Origin of the sequence: Actinoplanes sp. NPDC048967, from assembly GCF_040649415.1 — a bacterium.
In the GTDB taxonomy this organism is placed as follows: Bacteria; Actinomycetota; Actinomycetes; order Mycobacteriales; family Micromonosporaceae; genus Actinoplanes.
Genome location: NZ_JBEZFL010000002.1, coordinates 945,671 through 965,739, shown reverse-complemented (window position 1 = coordinate 965,739; position 20,069 = coordinate 945,671). Strand labels below are relative to the sequence as shown.

Here is a 20,069-nt window from a genome sequence, read left to right as displayed (position 1 = left end):
CGTCAGCTCAGCAGTGGAAAGAGCTCGGCGCGATCGCCCAGCGCTTCGCGGTCGTCGGTGGTGAGCTCTTCGCGGCCCGAGCATTTGAGCAGGGCTTCCGGCTCGGACCAGTACTCCGGCAGACCGTCGCCCCCGGCGAGGCCGTCCACCGTGGACATGGCGACCGCCGCGGCCTCGGGCGCAGGGTCGGGCGCGTCCGGCAACGACACGATCAGGTCGAGGTGGTGGATGACCGCTTCGGTGATCAGCGTGGCGATGAAGTCCGGGACGGGGAGCACCAGGTTCTGCGTACGGATCAGGCTCGCCGGGTCGGCCTGGCGGGCCGCGTACCCGGCGGCGGCGACCGTCTCGGTCCAGCGCTCGACGACGCTGTGCGGCCGGGTGAAGGCCGCGGCCGTGCGGCGTACCCACTGGGCGTGCGCGATGGCGCCGGTCTCACCAGCACCTGGGAAGGACCGGAAGTAGGTGACGAAGTCGGTGTCGGGCGGCCCGTCGGCCGGGGTGGCGAACGCGACCAGCGCCCGCTGCGGATCAAGGCTCAGGTGCAGCAGCAGGTCGCAGATCGTCCAGCCGCGGCAGCCCGACGGCAGCAGCAGGTCGAAATCGTCAAGATCACGGACGACGGCCGTCACGCCGGCGTAGGCGGCGGTCAAGGCCTCGGCGAGAGCGGCGGACGAGGGAAGTCCCATGACTCAGCACCCTGGCACGCCGCGAGCCCGCCCGCATCCAGAAGGCGCGGGCGGGCAGCGGCGGCCGGCTCAGCCGAAGAAGTCGTCGAGGAAGCCCTTGTGCTTCTTACGGCCGCGGTAGTGCCCGTGGTGACCCTGGCGGTAGTGGCCGTGGTATCCGGCGCCGTACTGCGGCTGGGGCGCGCCATAGGGCGCAGCGGCGGGATATGCCGGCTGGCCGTAGGCGGGCGGCGGCGGTGATGCATAGCCACCACCGTGCGGCGGTGGGGGCGGGGGCGGGGCGTAGCCACCCGGCTGCGGGGCGACGGGCGGGGCCTGTGCGGGACGCGGGGCGGCGGGCGCTCCCGGCCGGTTCCAGTTGGCCTCGGCCTCGAAGAGCTTCTCCAGCTCACCCCGGTCGAGGAAGATCCCCCGGCACTCGGTGCACTGATCGACCGTGACGCCGCTGCGCTCGTAGACCCGCATCTCGCCATGACACTTCGGACAGGTCATCTGCATCTCACAAACGGTACAAGGCTGTGTCTCCGTGTGGTGCCGTACTTGCTGTGGGTCTGCTGAGTGCTGCGCCGAGGGCGGGTGCCCAGACCAGCAGAGCGAGTGGGTAGAGCAGGTATCCGAAACGGGTCGTGGGCATCAGCAGGATCGCGGCCAGCAGGCCGTACCCGCAGAAGAGCGCAGCCGTCGCGGCCGTGCGCGGCGGCCGGCGGACGAGCACGACGGCGATCGCCAGGGCCACCGCGACCAGCAGGCCGATCGCGACATAACGACCGCCCGGCACCGCCTGGGTGATCAGGTAGCCGGGGAACGGCGACTGGGCCGGGCTGGTCACCAGGCCGTGCCCGAGCGGGAAGCGGATCACGTTCTCGACGAACGCGTTCCCGTCGACCAGCAGCGCGGGCACCAGCGTCAGGACCGGCAGGCCGAGCGCGCCGGGCAGGAAGCGGCGGCCGTTGCCGGTGGTGAGGGCGAGGACGGCCAGGACGACCACGATCGGCAGGGCGAAGAGCTTGAGGGCGGCGGCCGCGCCGACGGCGAGGCCCGCGGCGCCGTAGCGGCGGCTCGCGCACAAGGCCAGGGCCAGCAGGGCGAGAACCAGGACCGGCAGGTCATCGCCACCGGTGGCCAGGGTCAGGGCACAGATCGGGAGTACGGTCGCAAACTGCACCGCTCGCACCAGGCTCGCGCCCCGCGGCAGCAGCCGGATGGCCACGATCAGCGCGGCCGCGGTCGCCACCGCGAACCAGACCCGGGCGTCGGTCCACCAGACGTCACCGAAGGCGGCGCGCGGCAGGCCGAAAACGGCCATACCCGGCTGGTACGGCGCATACCCCAGCAACTGCTCACCCGGCGGCAGCGCGGCGATCGCCTCCGGCCCCAGGTACGGCGTCCCGGTGCTCGCCAGCCGCTCACCCATGTGCTCGACGACCAGCACTTCCTCCTGCGCCCGGCCGGTACGCCCACCGGCCCGCTGCACCGCCTCGAGCACCAGCGGCAGGATCGCCGTGCCGGCCCAGGCGAGGAAGGTCAGCGCCATCCGCCACCGTGGCCGCCGCAGCACCAGCTGCCCGGCCACCACCAGGAACGCGCCGAGGTAGGCCCAGACGGCGACGGCACCCCAGGCCCGGTGCGGTAGCAACGTCGAGGTCAGCGCGGTCACCAGGGCGAACGCGGCGGCGAGGCCGTACAGCGCGGCATCGGCGGCGAGGCCGTCCCGGGCCCGGTCGAGTCGCGCGAGCAGAGTCACGCGGGCAAGTGTGGCAGAGAAGATCTGCCCTGCCCGGGCGTCCGGCGCCGGGGCATCCGGACGACGGACCCGGCCGGGTGCAATGCCCCGGCCAGCACACCCGGACGCCCGCCGGAACCACGCTGCAGCGTGGCCAGCAGCCGCCCGGAACGCATCGGACGCGCGAACAGGTGGCCCTGCCCCGCGACACAGCCCAGCTCCCAGAGCGCGAGACGCTGTGGCTCGCTCTCGACTCCCTCGGCGACGACTGTCAGGTGCAGGCTGCGTGCCAGGTCCACGGTCGAGCGGACCACGGCGGCGGCCTCGGAGGAGGTCTCGACCGCCCGGACGAAACCACGATCGATCTTGAGCTGGTGCACGGGCAGCCGGGACAGCACCGAGAGCGAGGAGACGCCGGTGCCGAAGTCGTCGAGGGCCAGCCGTACGCCGGCGTCACGCAGCTCGTTCAGCGCCCGGTCGACGACGTCGAGCTGGCTCAGGGTGAGGGTCTCGGCCAGCTCGAGCACCAGCCGGTCGGCCGGCACGGCGTGCCGGGCGAGCTGGGCGAGCACGGCCCCCGGGAAGGTCTCGTCGAGCAGGCTGCGCGGCGAGACGTTGACCGCCACCGGCAGGTCGAAGCCGGCTTCGAGCCACATCCGGTACGCGGTCAGCGACTGCTCCAGCACCGCGTTCACGAAGCCCGGCAGCTGCCCGGAGCGTTCGACGGTCTGCAAGAACTGTGCCGGGGTGAGGTGGCCGTGCTGCGGATGGTGCCAGCGGGCCAGCGCCTCGGCCGAGGTCACCTCACCGCTGCCGAGGTCGACGATCGGCTGGAAGTCCACGGTGAACTCGTGCTCGGCCACCGCGCGGGACAGCTCCCCGCCCAGCATGAGCCGGCCCACGTCGGCGGTGTCGCGCGCGTGGGCGTAGGTCGCCGTCCGCTGACCGCCGCGCTTCGCCTGGTACATCGCCACGTCCGCGCGGCGCATCAGCTCCTGGACGCCGCCACTGCCGGGCGCCAGCGCGATGCCGCCGGCCGCCTGCACGGTGAGCTGCATGCCCTCGACCTCGATCGGCCGTTCCAGGCTGTCGAGCAGCACGGCGGCCCGGTGCGCGGCCACCGCCGGGGTGGGCAGTCCGGTGAGAAGCATCGCGAACTCGTCGCCGCCGAGCCGGGCCACCAGGTCACCCGGGGTCGCGGCCGCCTCCAGGCGGTGCGCGACCTCGCGCAGCACGTCGTCGCCCGCGGTGTGCCCCAGCGTGTCGTTGACCTCCTTGAAGTGGTTGAGGTCGATCAGCAGCAGGGCGAAGATGCCGTCGGTGGTCCGGGCCGCGAAGAGCCCACGTGCCTGTTCCAGCAGCTCGCGCCGGTTGGCCAGCCCGGTCAGCGGGTCGTGCGCGGCCGCGTACGCGTTGTCGGCGTTGATCCGCTTGAGTTCCGTGTAGGCCCGCGCGTTCTGCACCGCGGTGTACAGCGATGACGCGAAGGTCTGGAGCTTGTACTGCTCGGACTCGCTCAGCTTGACCGACTTGCGGAAGAGCAGCCGCAGCACGCCGATGCTCTCGTTCGCCGGGCCCCGCAGGTCCTCCTCGATGACCGCCCCGGTCCGGGCGGGCGCTCTCGCGGCCGGTCCTTCGTAGGAGATCCGGCTGGCCGAGCCGCGCACCAGCCGCGGTGGGCCGATGTCGCGCAGCTCGATCTCGGCACCGTCGGCCGAGAAGAGCTCCGGCACCCGGGTCACGGCGGCGTGCAGGACCCCGGTCAGATCGGTGACGTTGAGCTGGCCGGTGCTGGCCGCCAGGCGCCGCCAGGCCTCCTGGTCCGACCGTTGCCCGATGTTGTTCTTCGTCGCGAACTGCAGGGCCAGCACGGTCGGCACCATGGCGACGATGAACTGGGCCTGCAGGGCGACCACGAGCACGATGAGGACCGCGATCGCGACGTTGGCCAGCCGGACGATGGCGACGACGTCCCAGTTGCGGGTGATGGACTGCCGGAAGGACGTCCGGCTCGCCATCGCCACCACGGTGTGACCCAGCAGGTCGTCGACGACGGCGTAGGCCGCCGCGGCCAGGATCAGACCGGCGACGAGCCGGAGCGTCGGCCCGTGCTGGAAGCTCAGGTCGGCCGGCGGCCGGATGCCGGCCAGGTAGGCGACGGAGGCGGCCGCGGTGGCGGCGATCGTGTTCTTGGCGACGTTGAAGCTGACCTTCAGCGGATCGCGCAGGACGATCTTGGCGATCAGGACGCCGATGGCGGTGCAGATCACGGCCACCGGCAGCGGCACGGTGGCGACGGCGACCAGGATCGAACCGGAGGTCGAGGTGAACGCCCGGTAGTCCGACCGCACCCGCAGCTCGATGAGGCGTCCGCTGGCCGACGCGATGATGATGGTCAGCGCGGCCAGGTAGAGCAGCTTGCCGGGTGGGATCGCGGTGAGCGAGTTGGCGGCCCAGCCGAGGCAGGCCAACCCCCCGGACGCGACGAGACCGACATACAGCCGGAGCTGCCTGTCGGTCTTCGCGTCGTTCACTGCGAACTTCCCATGACCCCATGGTGACTCAAGGCCTGTACGGGCTGTCAATCCCTCAGTCGACATGAGTGACGGTTGCGGGGTGTCAGCTTCAGTGCCAGTCGGTCTCACGCATCTCGCAACTCCCATCTCGTGAATGCCGGGCGCCCATTGCCGGGTTCCTGCTGTGAAGAATTCTGCGAACTGCCGCAGCTCGTTTCCTGACAACAGGCTATGAACGGATCACGGAATGGGGAAGCAGGATTTGTCGCTCGTTTCACGAATTGCGAGTATCGAGAACTTTGTACCGAATGCGTAGCCGACGAATGACGCTCCGCAGTCGGTGGGTGAGCAAGGATTCCCGGCCTCGACTCGGCCCAAACCCTCGCAAATGCCCTGGTGCGCGGGGTGGCGGCCGCACTGCAATCTACTTCCCAGCCCATCGCTGTGTCCCGCTGGAAAGCGCTCGATGGCCCAATTCACCGCGCGGAACGGATTGCGAATCAAAATGGCTACGCAAAGTTGGTGATCGCTGACGAAGCGAGAGGATCCGCGGGTTAATAAGGGATCGCACCGCCGCCCTCGATACGCTGTACGGGTGACGAACGCAGCGAAAATGACGCATGTCGACGCCCATGGGGCAGCCCGCATGGTGGACGTGACAGCCAAGGACGTGACCGAGCGCCTGGCCGTCGCCGCCGGCCGGCTCAGCACGACCCCGGAAGTGGTCGCCCTGCTGCGCGGGGACGGCCTGCCGAAGGGTGATGCCCTCGCCGTCGCGCGGATCGCCGGGATCATGGGCGCCAAGCGCACCCCCGACCTCGTGCCGCTGTGTCATCCGATCGGGCTGCACGGGGTCACCGTCGACCTCAGCATCACCGGCACCGGCGTCGACATCACCGCGACGACCAGGACGGCCGACCGCACCGGCGTCGAGATGGAGGCGCTGACCGCCGTGGCCACCGCCGGACTGGCACTGATCGACATGGTCAAGGCCGTCGACCCGGCGGCGAGCATCGAAGCCGTACGGGTGCTGCGCAAGGAGGGCGGCAAGACCGGCCAGTGGCTGCGCCCGCAGGACCGCCCGTGATCCGCGCCCGCGTCATCGTCGCCTCCAACCGCGCCGCGGCCGGTGTCTACGCCGACACCAGCGGTCCCCTGCTCGTCGCCGGGCTGCGTGAGCTGGGCTGCGAGGTGGACCCGGAGCCGGTCGTGGTGCCCGACGGCGAGCCGGTGGCCGAGGCGCTGCGAGCCGCCGTCACGGACGGGATCCAGGTGGTGCTCACCAGCGGTGGGACGGGTGTCACGCCGACCGACCGGACCCCGGAGGCGACCCGTCCGCTGCTCGACTTCGAGGTGCCCGGGATCGCGGAGGCCGTCCGCGCGTACAGCAGGGAAAAGGTGCCGTCGGCGGCGTTGTCCCGCGGCCTGGCCGGGGTGGCGGGCCGCACGCTGGTGGTCAACCTGCCCGGCTCGACCGGCGGCGCTCGCGACGGCCTGGCCGTGCTGGGTCCGATCCTTGTCCACACGGTCGCCCAGATCGGCGGCAGCGACCATAAGCTCTCCGAGTGAGCGCAGACAGCATCCCGGTCGACTGGGACAAGGCACGCACGTTCGGATACGAGGCCGGCCGGGCGGTGGCCGGTCCTGCCGAGGACGTGCCGCTCGCCGTGGCCGACGGCCGCACCCTCGCTGATCCCCTGGTCGCGCTGACCGATCTGCCCGCGTTCCCGACGTCGAGCATCGACGGCTGGGCCGTCCGCGGCCCGGCGCCCTGGCGACCGACCGGCCGGGTGCTGGCCGGCGGCGCGGCGGACCCGCTCACCGCCGACGGCACCTGCGTCGAGATCGCCACCGGCGCGATGGTCCCCGAGGGCGCCGAAGCCCTGATCCGCGTCGAGGAGTCGACCCGCGACGCCGAGGGCCGGGTCAGCGGCACACCCCGCCCCCAGCCCGAGTGGCGGATGCCCGGTGACGAGGCCCGCCGCGGCGAGGTGCTGCTGCCGGCCGGCACCCCGGTCGACCCGGCGGTCCTCGGCATGGCGGCGACCTGCGGCTACGACCGGATCCCGGTCCGCCCGCAACCCCGCGCGGCCCTGCTGGTCTTCGGCGACGAGCTGCTGACCAGCGGCTCGCCCGGGGCCGGCCGGGTCCGTGACTCACTGAGCCCGCTAGTCCCCGCCTGGCTGCGCCGCTACGGCGCGACTGTCAGCCCCGGGGCGGTGCGCGGCCCTGTGCAGGACACCCTCGAAGCGCACGTCGCCGCGATCCGCGAAGCACTGACGATCGCCGACGTGATCTGCACGACCGGCGGCACGATGAACGGCCCGGTCGACCATCTCCACCCGGCCCTGGCCGAGCTCGGCGCGGAGTACGTGATCAACACGGTCGCGGTCCGCCCCGGCTTCCCGATGCTGCTGGCCAAGGTGCCGTCCCCGGACGGTCGCTACCGCTTCCTGGCCGGCCTGCCCGGCAACCCGCAGTCGGCCGTGATCGCCCTGATCACCCTGGTCGCCCCGCTGCTGGCCGGCCTGCACGGCCGGGAGCTGCCGGCGCCGCGCAAGGTCGAGCTGACCGCACCCGTCCCGGGCCGTGGCGGCTTCACCCACCTGGCCCTGGCCGCCCTCGACCAGGACGGCCGCCGGGCCACCCCGGTCGGCCACGTCGGCTCGGCGATGCTGAGAGGCCTGGCCACCGCCGACGGCTTCGTCGTGGTACGCCCCGACACCGCAGCGGCCGCCGGCGAGCTGGTCCCGTTCCACCCCCTGCCGCTGTATCCGGGAGAGCGACTGTGACCACCACCGAGACAGTGCGGATCGCCGAGGTCCACGACACGACCCTGGATCTGGCCGCCCACGAGAAAGCCGTGGCGGATCCCCGAGCCGGCGCGGTGGTGTCCTTCCAGGGCGTGGTCCGCGACCACGACGACGGCAAGGGCGTGACGCTCCTGGAATACGAAGGCCACCCGTCCGCGGCGGCGGTGCTGCGCGAGGTGGCGGAAGAGATCGCGGCCGACCCGGACGTCTACGCGGTGGCGGTGTCGCACCGGGTCGGAGTGCTGGGCATCGGAGACGTGGCGCTGGTGGCGGCGGTGAGCACGGCCCACCGGGCGGCGGCGTTCGCGGCGTGCGGGCGGCTGGTGGACGAGGCCAAGGCGCGCCTGCCGATCTGGAAACGGCAGGTCTTCACGGACGGCAGCGAGGAGTGGGTGAACTGCCCCTGAGGATCTTCACATTCTTCAAGGTCAAGTGCTGGATCTCGTAGGTGGGTGGGTGGTGCTGACCGTCGCTCCCGCCGAGAGCGGTCGCTTCGCTCCCTGCCATGTGGTTGCATGGCTGAGCTCGTCGCGCTTCGCGCGACCTCAACCCCACGCTTCCGCCACCTGCGGTGGCTCACGGCTTGCATCCGCGGCCCGGCATCCGCAGCGCCGCATCCGTAGCGCCGCATCCGCGGCACAGTGTCTGCGGCTCAGCGGCCCGGATCGCGCGGCGGCGGGATGGCTGTCGCCGGGAGCGGTCCGCCCGGCCGGTGGCTCGCCGGCCCCACCCGCCGAGCCGGACCCGGGCTGTTACCCGCCGAGCGGGCGGCACCCTCATCGCCCAGGTCAGCGCTGGCCGCCTTCCGGCGTGCCCGGGGAGACACCCGCCCCAACCACCGATTGATCGGAAACGCCGGCGCCACCCCCGGACGCCAGGGCAACGCGTTGACCAGCAGAATCAGGGCCAGCGCATAGCTGTTGTCCGAGAACGAGTCACGCAGACTCCACATCGGAGCCAGCACGAACAGCAGATACGTCAGCCCCGCAGCCACCGCGAAGGTCAGCCCGGGCCGGCGACCGGGTGGCCGCCGCGGCGACGTCACCCGCCGTCGCGCCGCCGCGTCGATCAGGATCAGCACCGCCGGCAGGATCCAGATCAGTTCGTGGGTGTCGGTCACCGGCCCCACAATCGCCACCGTCAGCCCGACCAGCGTGAACGCGGCGATCTCATCCCCGTCCGCGTGGGCCGCGCGCGCCCGGATCAGCCCGACCGCGATCAGCAGCAGCGAGAACGACAGCCACAGAAGCACCGGCGCTGTCGCGGAGTCGTAGATCCGAGCCAGCACGCCGGCCAGCGACTGGTTCGCGATCGCGTCGACCGGCCCGGTGCGGTCGATGCGCCACAGCACCTCGCCGAGCCAGGCGGCCGTCTCCCGAGGGCTGATCAGCCAGGCGGCGAGCGCCGCGGCCAGGGCCGTGCCCGTTGCGGTCAGTGCTGCCCGCCACTGCCTGGTCACCGCCAGGTACACGACGAAGAAAGCCGGAGTCACCGCCAGCGCCGTCGCCAGCCCCACCCCCAAACCGGCCCAGGCGCCGGTCGACCATCCGCGGCGCAGCAGGTCGCCCGGGGTGCGGCCGCGCGGCGGTGAGGATGCCGGCCGGCCCGGCCACCACGCCGCCCGGCTGCGCGCCCAGGCGCTTCGGCGCAGCGCCACGATGTCCGCGGTGACCAGGCCGAACGCGAGCAGGTCGAGCGTGCCGAGCCCGAGGGCGGCGCGTACCGGCTCGATGGTCAGGGCCAGCGCGCTCGCGGCCAGGACGACCGGCCAGGGGCGGCGGCCGTAGCGTCGTGCGACCGGGCTGACCAGCGCGATCATCGACAGGCCGAGGGCTGCCACCCCAGCCAGGGCGGTCAGCCAGCCGGCGAGCGGCAACGGCAGGAACACCGCGGGGGAGACGACGAACAACGCGGGCGGTGGTAGCGCGGTGCCGAGGTGGGTCAGCGGCGAGCGGTACGCGTACAGGCCGTCGCCGGCGAGGGCGTGGACGATCGCCGCCCGGTCCACGGCGAGGTCGCTGAAGCCGTACCGCTGGGCGATCGTGGTGATCGCGGCCAGGATGCCGACCCACGCGAGCAGGACCACCAGGCACCTGGTCGTGGCCGGACGCGCGGCAGTCCGCATCGCGGGCATGGCGCGACCTCCCCGTGGCTCGACCCGGCGGCACGGCGCCGGTCTCGAGCGCGCCGCCGCCCTGGTGCTTCGACGGCTTAACGCCGGGCGAGCCCGTTAGGTGATTTACCCGGGGATCTTGCGCGCGGCGGCCGCGGAGACGGTGGCGATCTTGGCTTCGCGGCGGGCTGTCCGCACCGCGCGGCGCACGGAGCGCTGCGAGCGGTCGACGGCGTGGCTGGTGCGATAGCCGATGCCCGGCTTGCCCTGGGTGTCGACGGCGGCGAGCAGCAGGCCGCCGAGCAGGCCGAGGTTCTTCAGGAAGTCGGTCTGGTGCTGCGCGCGCTGCGGCTGCGGGTAGGTCCAGAACGGATGCCCGGCGAAGGTGGTCGGCACCAGACCGGCGGCGAGCGCGAGCGCGGCCGGCCGGGTGAGGCGGCCGCTGGCCAGCAGCAGCCCGGCGACGACGTCGGACGCGGCCTTGGCCCGCACGAGGTCGCGCGCTTCGGTGGGCAGGCGCGGATCGACCTTCTCGATCAGCGGCGCGACCTTGTCGGTGACCCGCTTGGCCGCGGTCACTTTGGCATCCGGGTCGAGCACGACGCGGATGCCGCTGACCACGAAGATCGCACCGAGCATGGCACGGGCTGCAGTACGCACAGGCTTCATAACCCTCGTTATACCCGGATCCGCGCCGGTGTGCCGGGTGAGTTGTGGACAGGGGCACTGAGCGGCCACCGTAGGCTTTCCGGGCATGACAGAGGTGCGCATCGAGCAACCCGAGGATGCCGACGGCATTCGCCGACTACTGGAGTCGGCGTTCGGCGGTGAGGCTGAGGCCCGGCTGGTCGCGGCTCTGCGGCCGACCCACGCGTGGCTGCCGGAGTTTTCCGTCGTCGCCGGGGAAAACGGTCGCCTGGTGGCGTTCGCGCTGCTCAGCAGGGTGATGGTCGGTGGTGAGGAAGCGCTCGCGCTGGGCCCGGTGGCCGTCACGCCCGAGCGACAGCGGCAGGGGTTCGGCACCAGCGTCGTCCGGGACGCGCTGCGGCGGGCCACCGAGGCCCGGGAACGGCTCGTGCTGGTGCTCGGCGACCCGGCGTACTACCGGCGGTTCGGGTTCGTGCCGGCGGCCCCGTACGGGATCACCAGCGAATGGTCCTCGGCCGGCGACGCCTGGCAGGTTCTGGCCCTGCGGCCGGTCGAAGCCCGCTACCCGTCGGCCTGGCGGCAGGTCTAGGCCGCGACCGGGTCAGGGCTGGGTCCGTAGATATCGCCCGAAGTGCGGCACGGTGAACGCCACCGTCCCCCGTTCGCCCGAGTAGATCAGGCCCTTCTTGATCAACGCGTCCCGGGCCGGCGACAGGCTGGCCGGGCGCCGGGACAGTGCGGCAGCGATGTCGGCGGTCGGCACAGCGGCGTCCATGTCGTTGCCCGAGTCGCCGGAGAGGGAGGCCATCGCGCGCATGTACTCGCGTTCGGCGGGGGTGGCGCGCTCGAAGCGGGAGCCGAAGAAGCCGACCGCCAGCTCCGCCTCGGCCTCCGGCGCGGCCACCCGGACGTCCTCGGCGGTCACCGGCGAGGTCGGCGCGTGGTCCCAGGTCGCCTTCCCGTACGCCTGCACGAAGTACGGATAGCCACCCGACTTGTCGTAGAGCAGGTCCAGCGCCTTGGGCTCGTATTCGACGTCCTCACGGGCGGCGGGCGCGCACAGGGCCAGGTCCGCGGCGATCCGGTCGAGGCGGTCGATGCGCTGGTACCGGAAGAGGCGCTCCGAGTAGGACTTGGCCGCGGACAGCACCGCCGGCAGGTGCGGCAGGCCGGCGCCGACGACGATGAGCGGCGCGCCGAGCTGGGACAGCTCGTGGCAGGCGGCGCACAGCGCGGACACGTCCGTCGGGCCGAGGTCCTGCATCTCGTCGATGAACAGGGCGATGCCGGTGCCCACGTCCGTGGCCAGCGACGCGGCGTCGGTGAACAGCTCGACCAGGTCGATCTCGATGTCGCCGGAGTCGGCGCGGCCCCGGGCGGCCGGTACGTCGATGCCGGGCGTCCAGCGGTCGCGCAGCTTGGCCGAGGAGTCGTTGGCCCGCAGTGCGAAAGCCTTCAGGACGGCCAGCACCTCGTCGACCCGTTCCGGGTTGCGGTGGTGCGGGGTCAGCTCGCGGATCGCCATGTGCAGCGCGGCGGAGACCGGGCGGCGCAGTGACTGGTCCGGCCGGGCCTCGATCTTGCCGGTGCCCCAGAGCCGGCCGATGGCAGCCGAGCGCAGGGTGTTGAGCAGGACGGTCTTGCCGACACCGCGCAGTCCGGTGAGGACCAGGCTGCGTTCGGGACGGCCCCGGGCGACGCGCTCCAGGACGACGTCGAAGGCATCCAGCTCACGGCCGCGACCGGCCAGCTCGGGCGGGCGCTGGCCGGCGCCGGGCGCGTACGGGTTGCGGACCGGATCCACGGATAGCACCGTATCGGGCTCTCTAGCCGAAAAGCTAGAGTTCGCAATCGAACACTCTCTACGAGTGTCTAGCATCAGCCCTAGAGAGCGCTAGTCGACCCCATACTCCTTGAGGCAGAGCACGAAGTCGAGGCTGTCCAGCTCGCTGTCGTAGAAGTACCACTTCGTGTATTTCTGGACCTTGCTGCACTTGGACTCGGCGTCAGCCTCGCCGGTGGTGCGGCCGTCGACGCGCTTGAGCACCTGGTACGTGCCGCTGGCGCAGACCACGATCTTGAGGTCGGGGCTGTCGTCCGCCGTACCCTCGTTGCGCACGCACTGGCCCTTGCCCACGAAGCGCGCGTCCTCACTGCCCTGCGGCTCGGGCACCGAGCCGTTGGTGGCGCTCGCCGACGCGGTGGGCTGGGCCGACCGCCCGGCCTCCGGGTTGCCGGCCCGCTGCACCAACCAACCGGCAGTCGCCAGCCCGCCGATGATGAGCAGAGCGAGCACGACCACCAGGGCGATGATCGGAGTGTTGCGCTTACGCGGCGGCGGTGCCGGCGGCTGCTGCCAGACGGGCGGCACGCCGTTCATCGGCGCCACCGGATAGCCACCGTGGAAGCCCGCGGAATTCTCCTGCGAGGGCGGCACCGACATCGGCTGGCCACCCCAGGCCGTCTCGGGCACCGGCGAGGAATGCGTCGCGGCGTCACCCCACGGATCGGCCGGCTCGGTGTACGGCTCGTCGGAACCCGGCGGTCCGCCGGCCGACCAGCCCTGGCCGGGGTAGGGGCCGTTCTGCGACATCGGGGTTCCTCCAGGCGCGGGTTCGCTGTACGCCACCGTAGCGTGCACGCCCCGCTCGTTCTCTCCCGGAATCGCGCCGAGCTGGGCTCAACTCGGCTACAACAGGGCCATTCGCCTCGTCTGTCGGCAACGCGACCCGCGCGGGGGACGCCGGACCACTACCGTTCAGCCCCATGTCTTTCACGGTGACGGTTTGCGCGGCGATCTTCGGCGGCGCGGCGGCCGCCTTCGTCCCCCGCCTGGCGCACCGCCTGGCGGTGCCCCGCGGCAGCCGGCCGAGATCAACCTGCGCTGACTGCACAGCCGATCTACCGACCTGGGTGCGGGCCGGAGCACCGTGCGACTGTGCCCGGGCACCGGTGTGGACCTTGACGACAGGTGCGCTGGTGGGAGGCGTGTTGGGGGCCACGATCGGGCCGGCGCCGCTGCTGGTGGTGTTGCTTCCGGCGGCGCTGCTGGGCATCCTGCTGGCCTTGATCGACCTGCGCTGCCTGCGCCTGCCGGACCCGCTGGTCGGGTTGCTGGCGGTGGGGACGGTGCTGCCTCTGAGCGCTGTCGCTGTGCTGACCGGCGAGCCCGCCGATCTCGTGCGGGCGACTCTGGGGGCTGCGCTCAGCGGCAGTGTGTATTTGATCATCGCTTTGCTGCCTGGGGGCGGGCTCGGAATGGGTGACGTGAAGCTCGCCACGGTGCTGGGCTTCACGTTGGGTTTCGTGGGGTGGCCGGCGGTGGTCGTCGGGCTGCTGGCCCCGCATCTGATCAACGGTCCGGTTGCGGTGGTGCTGTTGCTGACCAGGAGGGCGGGACGCCGGACCGCTCTGCCGCTGGGGCCGGCGTTGCTGACCGGCGCACTGCTCGGTTGCCTGCTCACATAGCGTCCAGGAATGCCGGAGGCTGCTGCCGGACTTCCGGACATGGGCGATGAGGTGCGGAATCAGGAACGTCGAGGAAGCCGATCTCAAGGTGTTCTTCGCGCAGGAGCACGATGCGGCGACAACGAGCAGGTCATGGTGGTGCTCAGCTCAGAGGAGCCGTAGCTGGCGGTCCTTGGGCCGGGCCGGGACGGCGTCGCCCATGCGCTCGAACAATCCCGCGTCGATCGCGTCCAGGAACGGTGTCGGTGACTGCTCGCGTTCCTTGCCGTGCCGGAAGCGCCGCGCCGCGTGGCTCACATAGAGCCGGTCCTGCGCCCGCGTCAGCCCGACGAAGAACAAGCGCCGTTCCTCAGCCGTCTCGTCATCCGTCGGCTTGCCGCCGGGCCAGCGCAACGGCAACAGCCCGTCCTCGCAGCCGACCAGGAACACGACCGGGAATTCCAGCCCCTTCGCCGCGTGCAGGGTCAGCAGGTTGACCGCCTCCGCCCGCGGGTCGAGCGCGTCGACCTCGGCGCCCGTGGCGATCTCCTGCAGGAAGCGGGTCATGTCCTCGCCGATCCGATGGGCGAGCGGCATGAGCAGGTCGGCCGCCGTCCAGACGTCCTCCGGCGCGAGCTGCTCGGCGTCCAGGGTCGGCGCGGCGTACCGCTGGGCCAGGACCTGCGCGGTCAGCTTGACCCGGGCGGCCAGTGGTCCAGCCAGGCCGTCGGCGTGCCGCAGCTCGCGCGCCAGCACCTGGACGCCGGGCCGGTCCCGCAGGCGATTGTGTGACCGCTTCTGCACCGGTACGCCGGCGCGAGACAGCGCGTCGACCACAGCCTGTGCCTGGGAGTCCGTGCGGTAGAGCACCGCGATGTCCGCGAAGGACAGGGTGCCCGGCGCGACCGCGCGGGAGTCGACGCGGCCGGAGTCGAGCGAGCGGTGCGACAGGCCACCGACCAGCTCGTCAACGGTACGGACGACGAAGTCGGCCTCGTCCGCCACGCTGCCCGCGAAGTAGCGACCGACCAGCGGCGACTCGGGGTTGACGCGGGCCGGGTCCAGCCGGCGGCCCTGCACCAGCGTGGTCGGCGCGATGGCCTGCACGGCGGCGGCCAGGATCGGTGCGGACGAGCGGTAGTTGCGGGTGAGCCGGACCAGCCGGGCATCGGTGAAGTCGCGGCTGAAGCGCAGGAAGTACCCCACGTCGGCGCCGCGGAAGGAGTAGATCGCCTGATCGGGGTCGCCGATCGCGCACAGGTTGCCGTCCGCCGGTGAGAGCAGGCGCAACAGCTCGTACTGCGTGTCGTCGACGTCCTGGTACTCGTCCACGAAGATCCACTGCCAGCGCTTGCGGTACCGCTCGACCAGCTCCGGCTCGTCGCGCAGCAACGCGACAGGCATCGTGAGCAGGTCGTCCAGGTCAACGAGGTCCTGCTGACGGAGCAGTTTCGCGTACGCGTGGTCGTCATCGCCGGCCTGCTCACGAGCCGCGGCGCGCTCCGCGTCATCGGCGATCCGCCAGCTCGCGCCGAGCCCGGCCGCCTTGGCGTTCTCCTTGAGGATGGTCAGCCCGAGCGAGTGGAACGTGCCGACCGTGATGTCCTCGGCCACGTCCGGGATCAGCGCGTCGAGCCGATGGCGCATCTCCTCGGCGGCGCGCCGGGTGAAGGTGATCGCCAGGCAGCGCTCGGGGAAGACGCCCAGCTCGGCGCAGAGGTACGCGATCCGGTGGGTGAGCGTGCGGGTCTTGCCGGTGCCGGGCCCGGCCACGATCAGCAGCGGACCGCCGGGCGCGGAGGCCGCCACCCGCTGCATGGCGTCGAGGCGGTCCAGCAGCCCGGTGCCGACCTCTTCCATGCCGGCCAGCATCGGCTCGAACGGCTCGTGCGGGCTGGCCGGCGGGGGCAGCGGCGGCGCTTTTTTCTTCGGCTCCTTGGCGGCCTTCGGGACCGGGGCGCGGCCGATCGCCGGCTCGGCCCGGCGCTGCTGCGGCACCGGTACGGGGATCATGTCGAACAGCGTCTCGGCCTGCGGAGCGCTCTGCTTGTTGCGCAGTTCGCCGGGCTCGAAGAGGGTGATGACGCCGTACTCACCGTCGTACCCGGAGATCCGCCGCACGGCGCCGCGCCGCAGCCGGTCGATGGCCTCGCGCAGCTGCTCGCCGCCGGCCTGGCCGATGTCGTCGAGCGGGACGTTGCGCAGGATGTCGAGCTCCGCGCCGAGGCTGGCGACCACGTGGTTGAGCTGGCCGTCGACGGTCTTCGACTTCGGCCCGACGCCGTTGATCTCGCCCAGGATCTCGGCGAGCTGGATGAGGTGAACGACCTGCTGGTCCCGTTGGCCGCCGTCGGTGCGGTCGGCCAGCTCCTCGACGCGGTTGAGCACGCCGACGGTCAGCGGCTTGCCGCACTCGGGGCAGCGGCCGCCGTGCTCGCGGGTCTGCTGCGGCGCCCAGTTGATGCCGCAGGCCCGGTGCCCGTCCGCGTGGTACTTGCCCTCCTCGGGGAAGAACTCGATCGTGCCCGCCAGCGTCTCGCCGGCCTTGATCGCGAAGTAGTCGGGCGCGCCGGTGAAGAGCGTCGCCTCCCGGGCCAGCGCCGCGGGCGAGTGGGCGTCCGAATTGGACACGAGGCGGTAGCGGTCGAGGCTGGAGACCCGCCAGTTCATCGCCGGGTCGGAGGAGAGCCCGGTCTCCACGGCGGTGATGTGCTCGGCGAGGTCGGCGTAGCAGTCGGCGATGGCGTCGAAGCCGGACTTCGAGCCCAGCGCGGAGAACCACGGGGTCCAGATGTGCGCGGGGACGAGGTAACCGTCGGGGCTGGCCTCGAGCACGATCTCGAGCAGGTCGCGGGAGTCGAGGCCGAGAATCGGGCGGCCGTCCGCGGTGAGGTTGCCGATCCGGCCGAGCGCGGTGTTGAACCGGGCGGCGGCGGCCAGGTCCGGCATGTAGATCAGGTGGTGGACCTTGCGGGTGCGGTCGTCCCGTTTGTAGATCGTGGAGATCTCGACGCTGAGCATGAACCGGGCGTCGGTGCTGCTCTGCAGGATCGGCGGCAGCTTGCGGCTGACCTCCTGCTCCGCGTCGGCGCCGAGCCGGTAGAGGCCGGGCTCGTCGGCGGGGACCAGATTTTCCCGGAGGTGGTCGAACCAGGCGGGATGCGTGAAGTCCCCGGTGCCGAGCACGGCGATGCCCTTGCGCCGAGCCCACCAGGCCAGGTTCGGCAGGGTGAGGTCGCGGCTGCAGGCCCGCGAATACTTGGAGTGGATGTGCAGATCCGCGACGTATGTGTCCGCGGTGACCGAGGACCCTGCGCTAACCGAGGGCACGCTGCATCCTGTCACGAGCGCCCGGCGCGCCACGAGCCGCCACGCGCGAAGTGACATAACCGATCCACGATTGAATCCTGCGGAGATGTGCCCCGTGGCTCAGCGCAACCCCCAAGATTCACTGCTAAGGGGTACGCAGCTCGATGACAGTGACCTGCGGCGGCGCGCCCACCCGCACCGGCGGACCCCAGAATCCGGCCCCGTTGGTGACGTAGACCGGCACGCCGTCGACCGTGCCGAACCCGCTGACCACCGGCTGCTCCAGCTTGACGAGCAGGTTGAAGGGAGCCATCTGACCACCGTGGGTGTGCCCGGAAACCTGAAGGTCAACGCCGAACGGAGCAGCGTCCCGGGCGACGACGGGCTGATGAGCCATGAGCACAACCGGCCGGCTGGTGTCGCGGTCCCCGAGCGCGCGCCGCAGATCAGGCCCGTCCCCGAAGTCGACGCCGCCGATGTCGTTGACACCGGCCAGGTCGAGCCCGTCCAGCTCGAGCCGCTCGTTCCGCAGTGGCTTGACCCCGAGCCGGGCCACCTCGGCGACCCACTCCTGATATCCGGAGTAGTACTCGTGGTTCCCGGTGACGAAGTAGGCGCCCCGGCGTGACTTGATGGTGGCGAGCGGCGCGGCGAACCGGCCCAGCTCGGCGACGCTGCCGTCGACCAGGTCGCCGACGATGCAGACGATGTCGGCGTTGACCGAGTTGATGAGATCGACGATCCGGGCGGCGTGGTTGGTGCCGGTCAGTGGGCCGAGGTGGATGTCGGAGACGACGGCGAGGCGGGTGCCGTCCATGGCTCGGGGGAGCTTGGCCATGGGGAGCTGGACCCGGTCGAGCTGCGGGGGGCCGAGTGCGGTCTTGACGCCGTAGCCGGTGATGCCGGCGGCGGTGAGCCCGGCGAAGATCGCTGCGCCGCGGGCGAGGAGGAGCCGCCGGTCGATCCCCTGCGAGCCCGGGGGATCGGTGGGGACCTCGGGCTTACTTCCTCCGTCAGCGTCGGCTCCGGTCGCGAGGCTGACGACGGGCGCCGGCTGGGGCGCTTCCGCGTCCGTCGAAGTCGGCCTGGCTACTGCCGCGGCGACCGTCGTGGCTGTGGCCTCGGCGCCAGGGTGGGCTTTCGTCAGGCTCTCGGACTTGCTCGTGGCCCGGATCCAGAGGTTGATCACCAGCCGCGGAATCTCCAGGACCGCCAGCGTCACCAGCAGGTAGAACATCAGCGCGATCCAGAGGTACCCGGGCCAGGCCAGCCACTCGACGTGCCCGGACCGCACCCCGATCAGGGTCGCCGGCACCAGCACGGCCAGCGCAACCGCCACGAAACCGCCGAACCTGCGCACCCGCCCGGCCCGGAACGGGTCCCGCACCAGCCGCTTCCACAGGTAGAAGTGGATCAGGCCGATGACGACGATGATGAGCGCGACGAACGCGATCAAGCTCAACCCCCAGCGAACGGCGGCAGGACGTCCACCGTCGCGCCGGCGGGCAATGCCGCTTGTCGATCATGGCAGGCGAGTCCGTCCACCAGGAAGCTGGCCGCCTTCAGCACCATCGCGAGCCGCTCGCCGTGCCGCTGCGCCAGCACCACGGTGAGGTCCTCCAGTGACCCGGCCGCGACGCTTTCCGACGAGCAGCCGGCAGCAGCCCGCGCCCCCGCGAAGTACCTGATTTCAACCACGCCCGCGCCGCTGGACACGTCAGCCCCCGATCGCTGACATCGGGCGGACCGGCTGCAGGAAGGAGGGGTCGTCGATCCCGTGGCCCGCTCGCTTGCCCCACATCGCGGCCTGCCAGGCCTTGGCGATCTCCGCGTCCGGCCGCCCCGAGCGCAGCAACCCGCGCAGGTCCGACTCCTCCGTGGCGAAGAGGCAGTTGCGGACCTGGCCGTCCGCGGTGAGCCGGGTGCGGTCGCAGTCACCACAGAAGGGCCTGGTCACGCTGCCGATCACCCCGACGCGGGCCGGATTGCCCGCCGCGTCGACATAGCCGGGCACGAGCCAGGTCTCGGCCGGCGCTGTTCCACGTGAAACCGAATCGGGTAGTAGCCCGTACGGCTCGAGCGAGGCCAGGATCGCCTCAGCGGTGACCATCTCGTGCCGGTCCCACTGGTGCTGAGCATCCAGCGGCATCTGCTCGATGAACCTGAGCTGGTAGCCGTGGTCGAGAGCGAAGCGCAGCAGCGCCGGAGCCTCGTCGTCGTTGACCCCGCGCATGAGCACCGTGTTGATCTTCACCGGGGTGAGTCCGGCGCGGGCTGCCCCGGCCAGGCCCTTCAGCACGTCGGCATGCCGGTCGCGATGGGTGAGCTCCAGGAACCGGGCCGGCGACAGGGTGTCCAGGGAGACGTTGACGCGATTCAGGCCGGCGTCCCGCAGCGCACCCGCCAGCCGATCAAGCCCGATGCCGTTGGTGGTGATGGAGAGTTTCGGCCGCGGTTCGAGCGCGGCGGCCGCGGCGATGATGCCCGTCAGCCCTCGCCGGATCAACGGCTCGCCGCCGGTGAACCGTACGTCGGTGACGCCGAGCTGCTCGACGGCGATCCGGATCAGGCGGCTGACCTCGTCATCGGTCAGCTGCTGCTCACGTGGCATCCACGCGAGGCCCTCCTCGGGCATGCAGTACGAGCAGCGCAGATTGCACCGGTCGGTCAACGACACCCGCAGATCGGTCGCGACCCGTCCGAAGCGGTCAGCGAGCACACTCATGTCGACCCCTCGCCCCGCTGGTAGGCCACGTCGGCAGGAGCTCGGTGCCATCCGGATCGCCCGGCACACTCGCTCATTGATCGAAC

Annotated in this window: 18 protein-coding genes; 6 read left to right on the top strand and 12 right to left on the bottom strand. The window is 71.7% G+C overall.

Features of this window, described 5'->3' with window-relative positions; all coding sequences use genetic code 11:
- Positions 1 to 2: 2 nt before the first annotated feature.
- The 4 genes from AB0C12_RS11310 to AB0C12_RS11295 all read right to left on the bottom strand — a co-directional run bounded on the left by AB0C12_RS11310 (position 3) and on the right by AB0C12_RS11295 (position 4,946).
- On the bottom strand, positions 3 to 689 hold the full coding sequence (locus AB0C12_RS11310; protein WP_360546602.1) for a maleylpyruvate isomerase N-terminal domain-containing protein: 687 nt from the start codon (positions 687 to 689) through the stop codon (positions 3 to 5).
- Positions 690 to 758: 69 nt separating this feature from the next.
- Positions 759 to 1,181 (bottom strand): zf-TFIIB domain-containing protein, encoded by a 423-nt coding sequence (locus AB0C12_RS11305; RefSeq protein WP_360547124.1) that lies wholly within the window; start codon positions 1,179 to 1,181, stop codon positions 759 to 761.
- Positions 1,182 to 1,188: 7 nt separating this feature from the next.
- Positions 1,189 to 2,433: a glycosyltransferase 87 family protein gene (locus AB0C12_RS11300; RefSeq protein WP_360546600.1), complete on the bottom strand. Its 1,245-nt coding sequence runs from the start codon at positions 2,431 to 2,433 to the stop codon at positions 1,189 to 1,191.
- Positions 2,430 to 4,946, bottom strand: coding sequence for a bifunctional diguanylate cyclase/phosphodiesterase (locus AB0C12_RS11295; RefSeq protein ID WP_360546598.1), 2,517 nt, complete (start codon positions 4,944 to 4,946; stop codon positions 2,430 to 2,432). The genes AB0C12_RS11300 and AB0C12_RS11295 overlap by 4 nt, the downstream gene beginning before the upstream one ends.
- Before the next feature lie 577 nt (positions 4,947 to 5,523).
- Between AB0C12_RS11295 and moaC the strand changes: the two genes are divergently transcribed.
- The 4 genes from moaC to AB0C12_RS11275 are packed head-to-tail and all read left to right on the top strand — an operon-like array spanning position 5,524 to position 8,148.
- Positions 5,524 to 6,015: a cyclic pyranopterin monophosphate synthase MoaC gene (gene moaC, locus AB0C12_RS11290; protein WP_360546596.1), complete on the top strand. Its 492-nt coding sequence runs from the start codon at positions 5,524 to 5,526 to the stop codon at positions 6,013 to 6,015.
- Positions 6,012 to 6,497 (top strand): MogA/MoaB family molybdenum cofactor biosynthesis protein, encoded by a 486-nt coding sequence (locus AB0C12_RS11285; protein ID WP_360546594.1) that lies wholly within the window; start codon positions 6,012 to 6,014, stop codon positions 6,495 to 6,497. The genes moaC and AB0C12_RS11285 overlap by 4 nt, the downstream gene beginning before the upstream one ends.
- Entirely contained in the window at positions 6,494 to 7,720 is a 1,227-nt protein-coding gene (locus tag AB0C12_RS11280) for a molybdopterin molybdotransferase MoeA (RefSeq protein WP_360546592.1), read from the top strand. Before AB0C12_RS11285 ends, AB0C12_RS11280 begins: the two co-directional genes overlap by 4 nt.
- The gene (locus AB0C12_RS11275; RefSeq protein ID WP_360546590.1) at positions 7,717 to 8,148 is read left to right on the top strand and encodes a molybdenum cofactor biosynthesis protein MoaE; all 432 of its coding nucleotides are present in this window, start codon (positions 7,717 to 7,719) and stop codon (positions 8,146 to 8,148) included. The genes AB0C12_RS11280 and AB0C12_RS11275 overlap by 4 nt, the downstream gene beginning before the upstream one ends.
- Positions 8,149 to 8,393: 245 nt before the next feature.
- On the opposite strand, the gene AB0C12_RS11270 is transcribed toward AB0C12_RS11275, so the two are convergent.
- Positions 8,394 to 9,875: a glycosyltransferase 87 family protein gene (locus AB0C12_RS11270; protein ID WP_360546588.1), complete on the bottom strand. Its 1,482-nt coding sequence runs from the start codon at positions 9,873 to 9,875 to the stop codon at positions 8,394 to 8,396.
- 105 nt (positions 9,876 to 9,980) lie between these two features.
- Positions 9,981 to 10,523 (bottom strand): DoxX family protein, encoded by a 543-nt coding sequence (locus AB0C12_RS11265; protein WP_360546586.1) that lies wholly within the window; start codon positions 10,521 to 10,523, stop codon positions 9,981 to 9,983.
- 85 nt (positions 10,524 to 10,608) lie between these two features.
- Here AB0C12_RS11265 and AB0C12_RS11260 point away from each other — a divergent pair, with 85 nt between their 5' ends.
- Positions 10,609 to 11,091, top strand: a complete 483-nt coding sequence (locus AB0C12_RS11260; protein WP_360546584.1) for an N-acetyltransferase — start codon at positions 10,609 to 10,611, stop codon at positions 11,089 to 11,091.
- A gap of 12 nt (positions 11,092 to 11,103) precedes the next feature.
- Here AB0C12_RS11260 and AB0C12_RS11255 read toward each other — a convergent pair whose 3' ends face one another.
- On the bottom strand, positions 11,104 to 12,306 hold the full coding sequence (locus tag AB0C12_RS11255) for an ATP-binding protein (RefSeq protein WP_360546582.1): 1,203 nt from the start codon (positions 12,304 to 12,306) through the stop codon (positions 11,104 to 11,106).
- A gap of 90 nt (positions 12,307 to 12,396) precedes the next feature.
- On the bottom strand, positions 12,397 to 13,095 hold the full coding sequence (locus AB0C12_RS11250) for a hypothetical protein (protein WP_360546580.1): 699 nt from the start codon (positions 13,093 to 13,095) through the stop codon (positions 12,397 to 12,399).
- Between the two features lie 386 nt (positions 13,096 to 13,481).
- Between AB0C12_RS11250 and AB0C12_RS11245 the strand changes: the two genes are divergently transcribed.
- Positions 13,482 to 13,970, top strand: a complete 489-nt coding sequence (locus AB0C12_RS11245) for a prepilin peptidase (RefSeq protein WP_360546578.1) — start codon at positions 13,482 to 13,484, stop codon at positions 13,968 to 13,970.
- A 147-nt stretch (positions 13,971 to 14,117) separates the two neighbouring features.
- On the opposite strand, the gene AB0C12_RS11240 is transcribed toward AB0C12_RS11245, so the two are convergent.
- The 4 genes from AB0C12_RS11240 to moaA all read right to left on the bottom strand — a co-directional run bounded on the left by AB0C12_RS11240 (position 14,118) and on the right by moaA (position 19,983).
- Positions 14,118 to 17,279: a UvrD-helicase domain-containing protein gene (locus tag AB0C12_RS11240; RefSeq protein ID WP_360546576.1), complete on the bottom strand. Its 3,162-nt coding sequence runs from the start codon at positions 17,277 to 17,279 to the stop codon at positions 14,118 to 14,120.
- Positions 17,280 to 17,403: 124 nt separating this feature from the next.
- A complete protein-coding gene (locus AB0C12_RS11235) occupies positions 17,404 to 18,720 on the bottom strand; it encodes a metallophosphoesterase (protein ID WP_360546574.1) in 1,317 nt (438 codons plus the stop codon).
- On the bottom strand, positions 18,717 to 18,974 hold the full coding sequence (locus AB0C12_RS11230; RefSeq protein WP_360546572.1) for a MoaD/ThiS family protein: 258 nt from the start codon (positions 18,972 to 18,974) through the stop codon (positions 18,717 to 18,719). Before AB0C12_RS11230 ends, AB0C12_RS11235 begins: the two co-directional genes overlap by 4 nt.
- Position 18,975: 1 nt before the next feature.
- The gene (moaA, locus tag AB0C12_RS11225) at positions 18,976 to 19,983 is read right to left on the bottom strand and encodes a GTP 3',8-cyclase MoaA (protein WP_360546570.1); all 1,008 of its coding nucleotides are present in this window, start codon (positions 19,981 to 19,983) and stop codon (positions 18,976 to 18,978) included.
- Between the last annotated feature and the right edge of the window lie 86 nt (positions 19,984 to 20,069).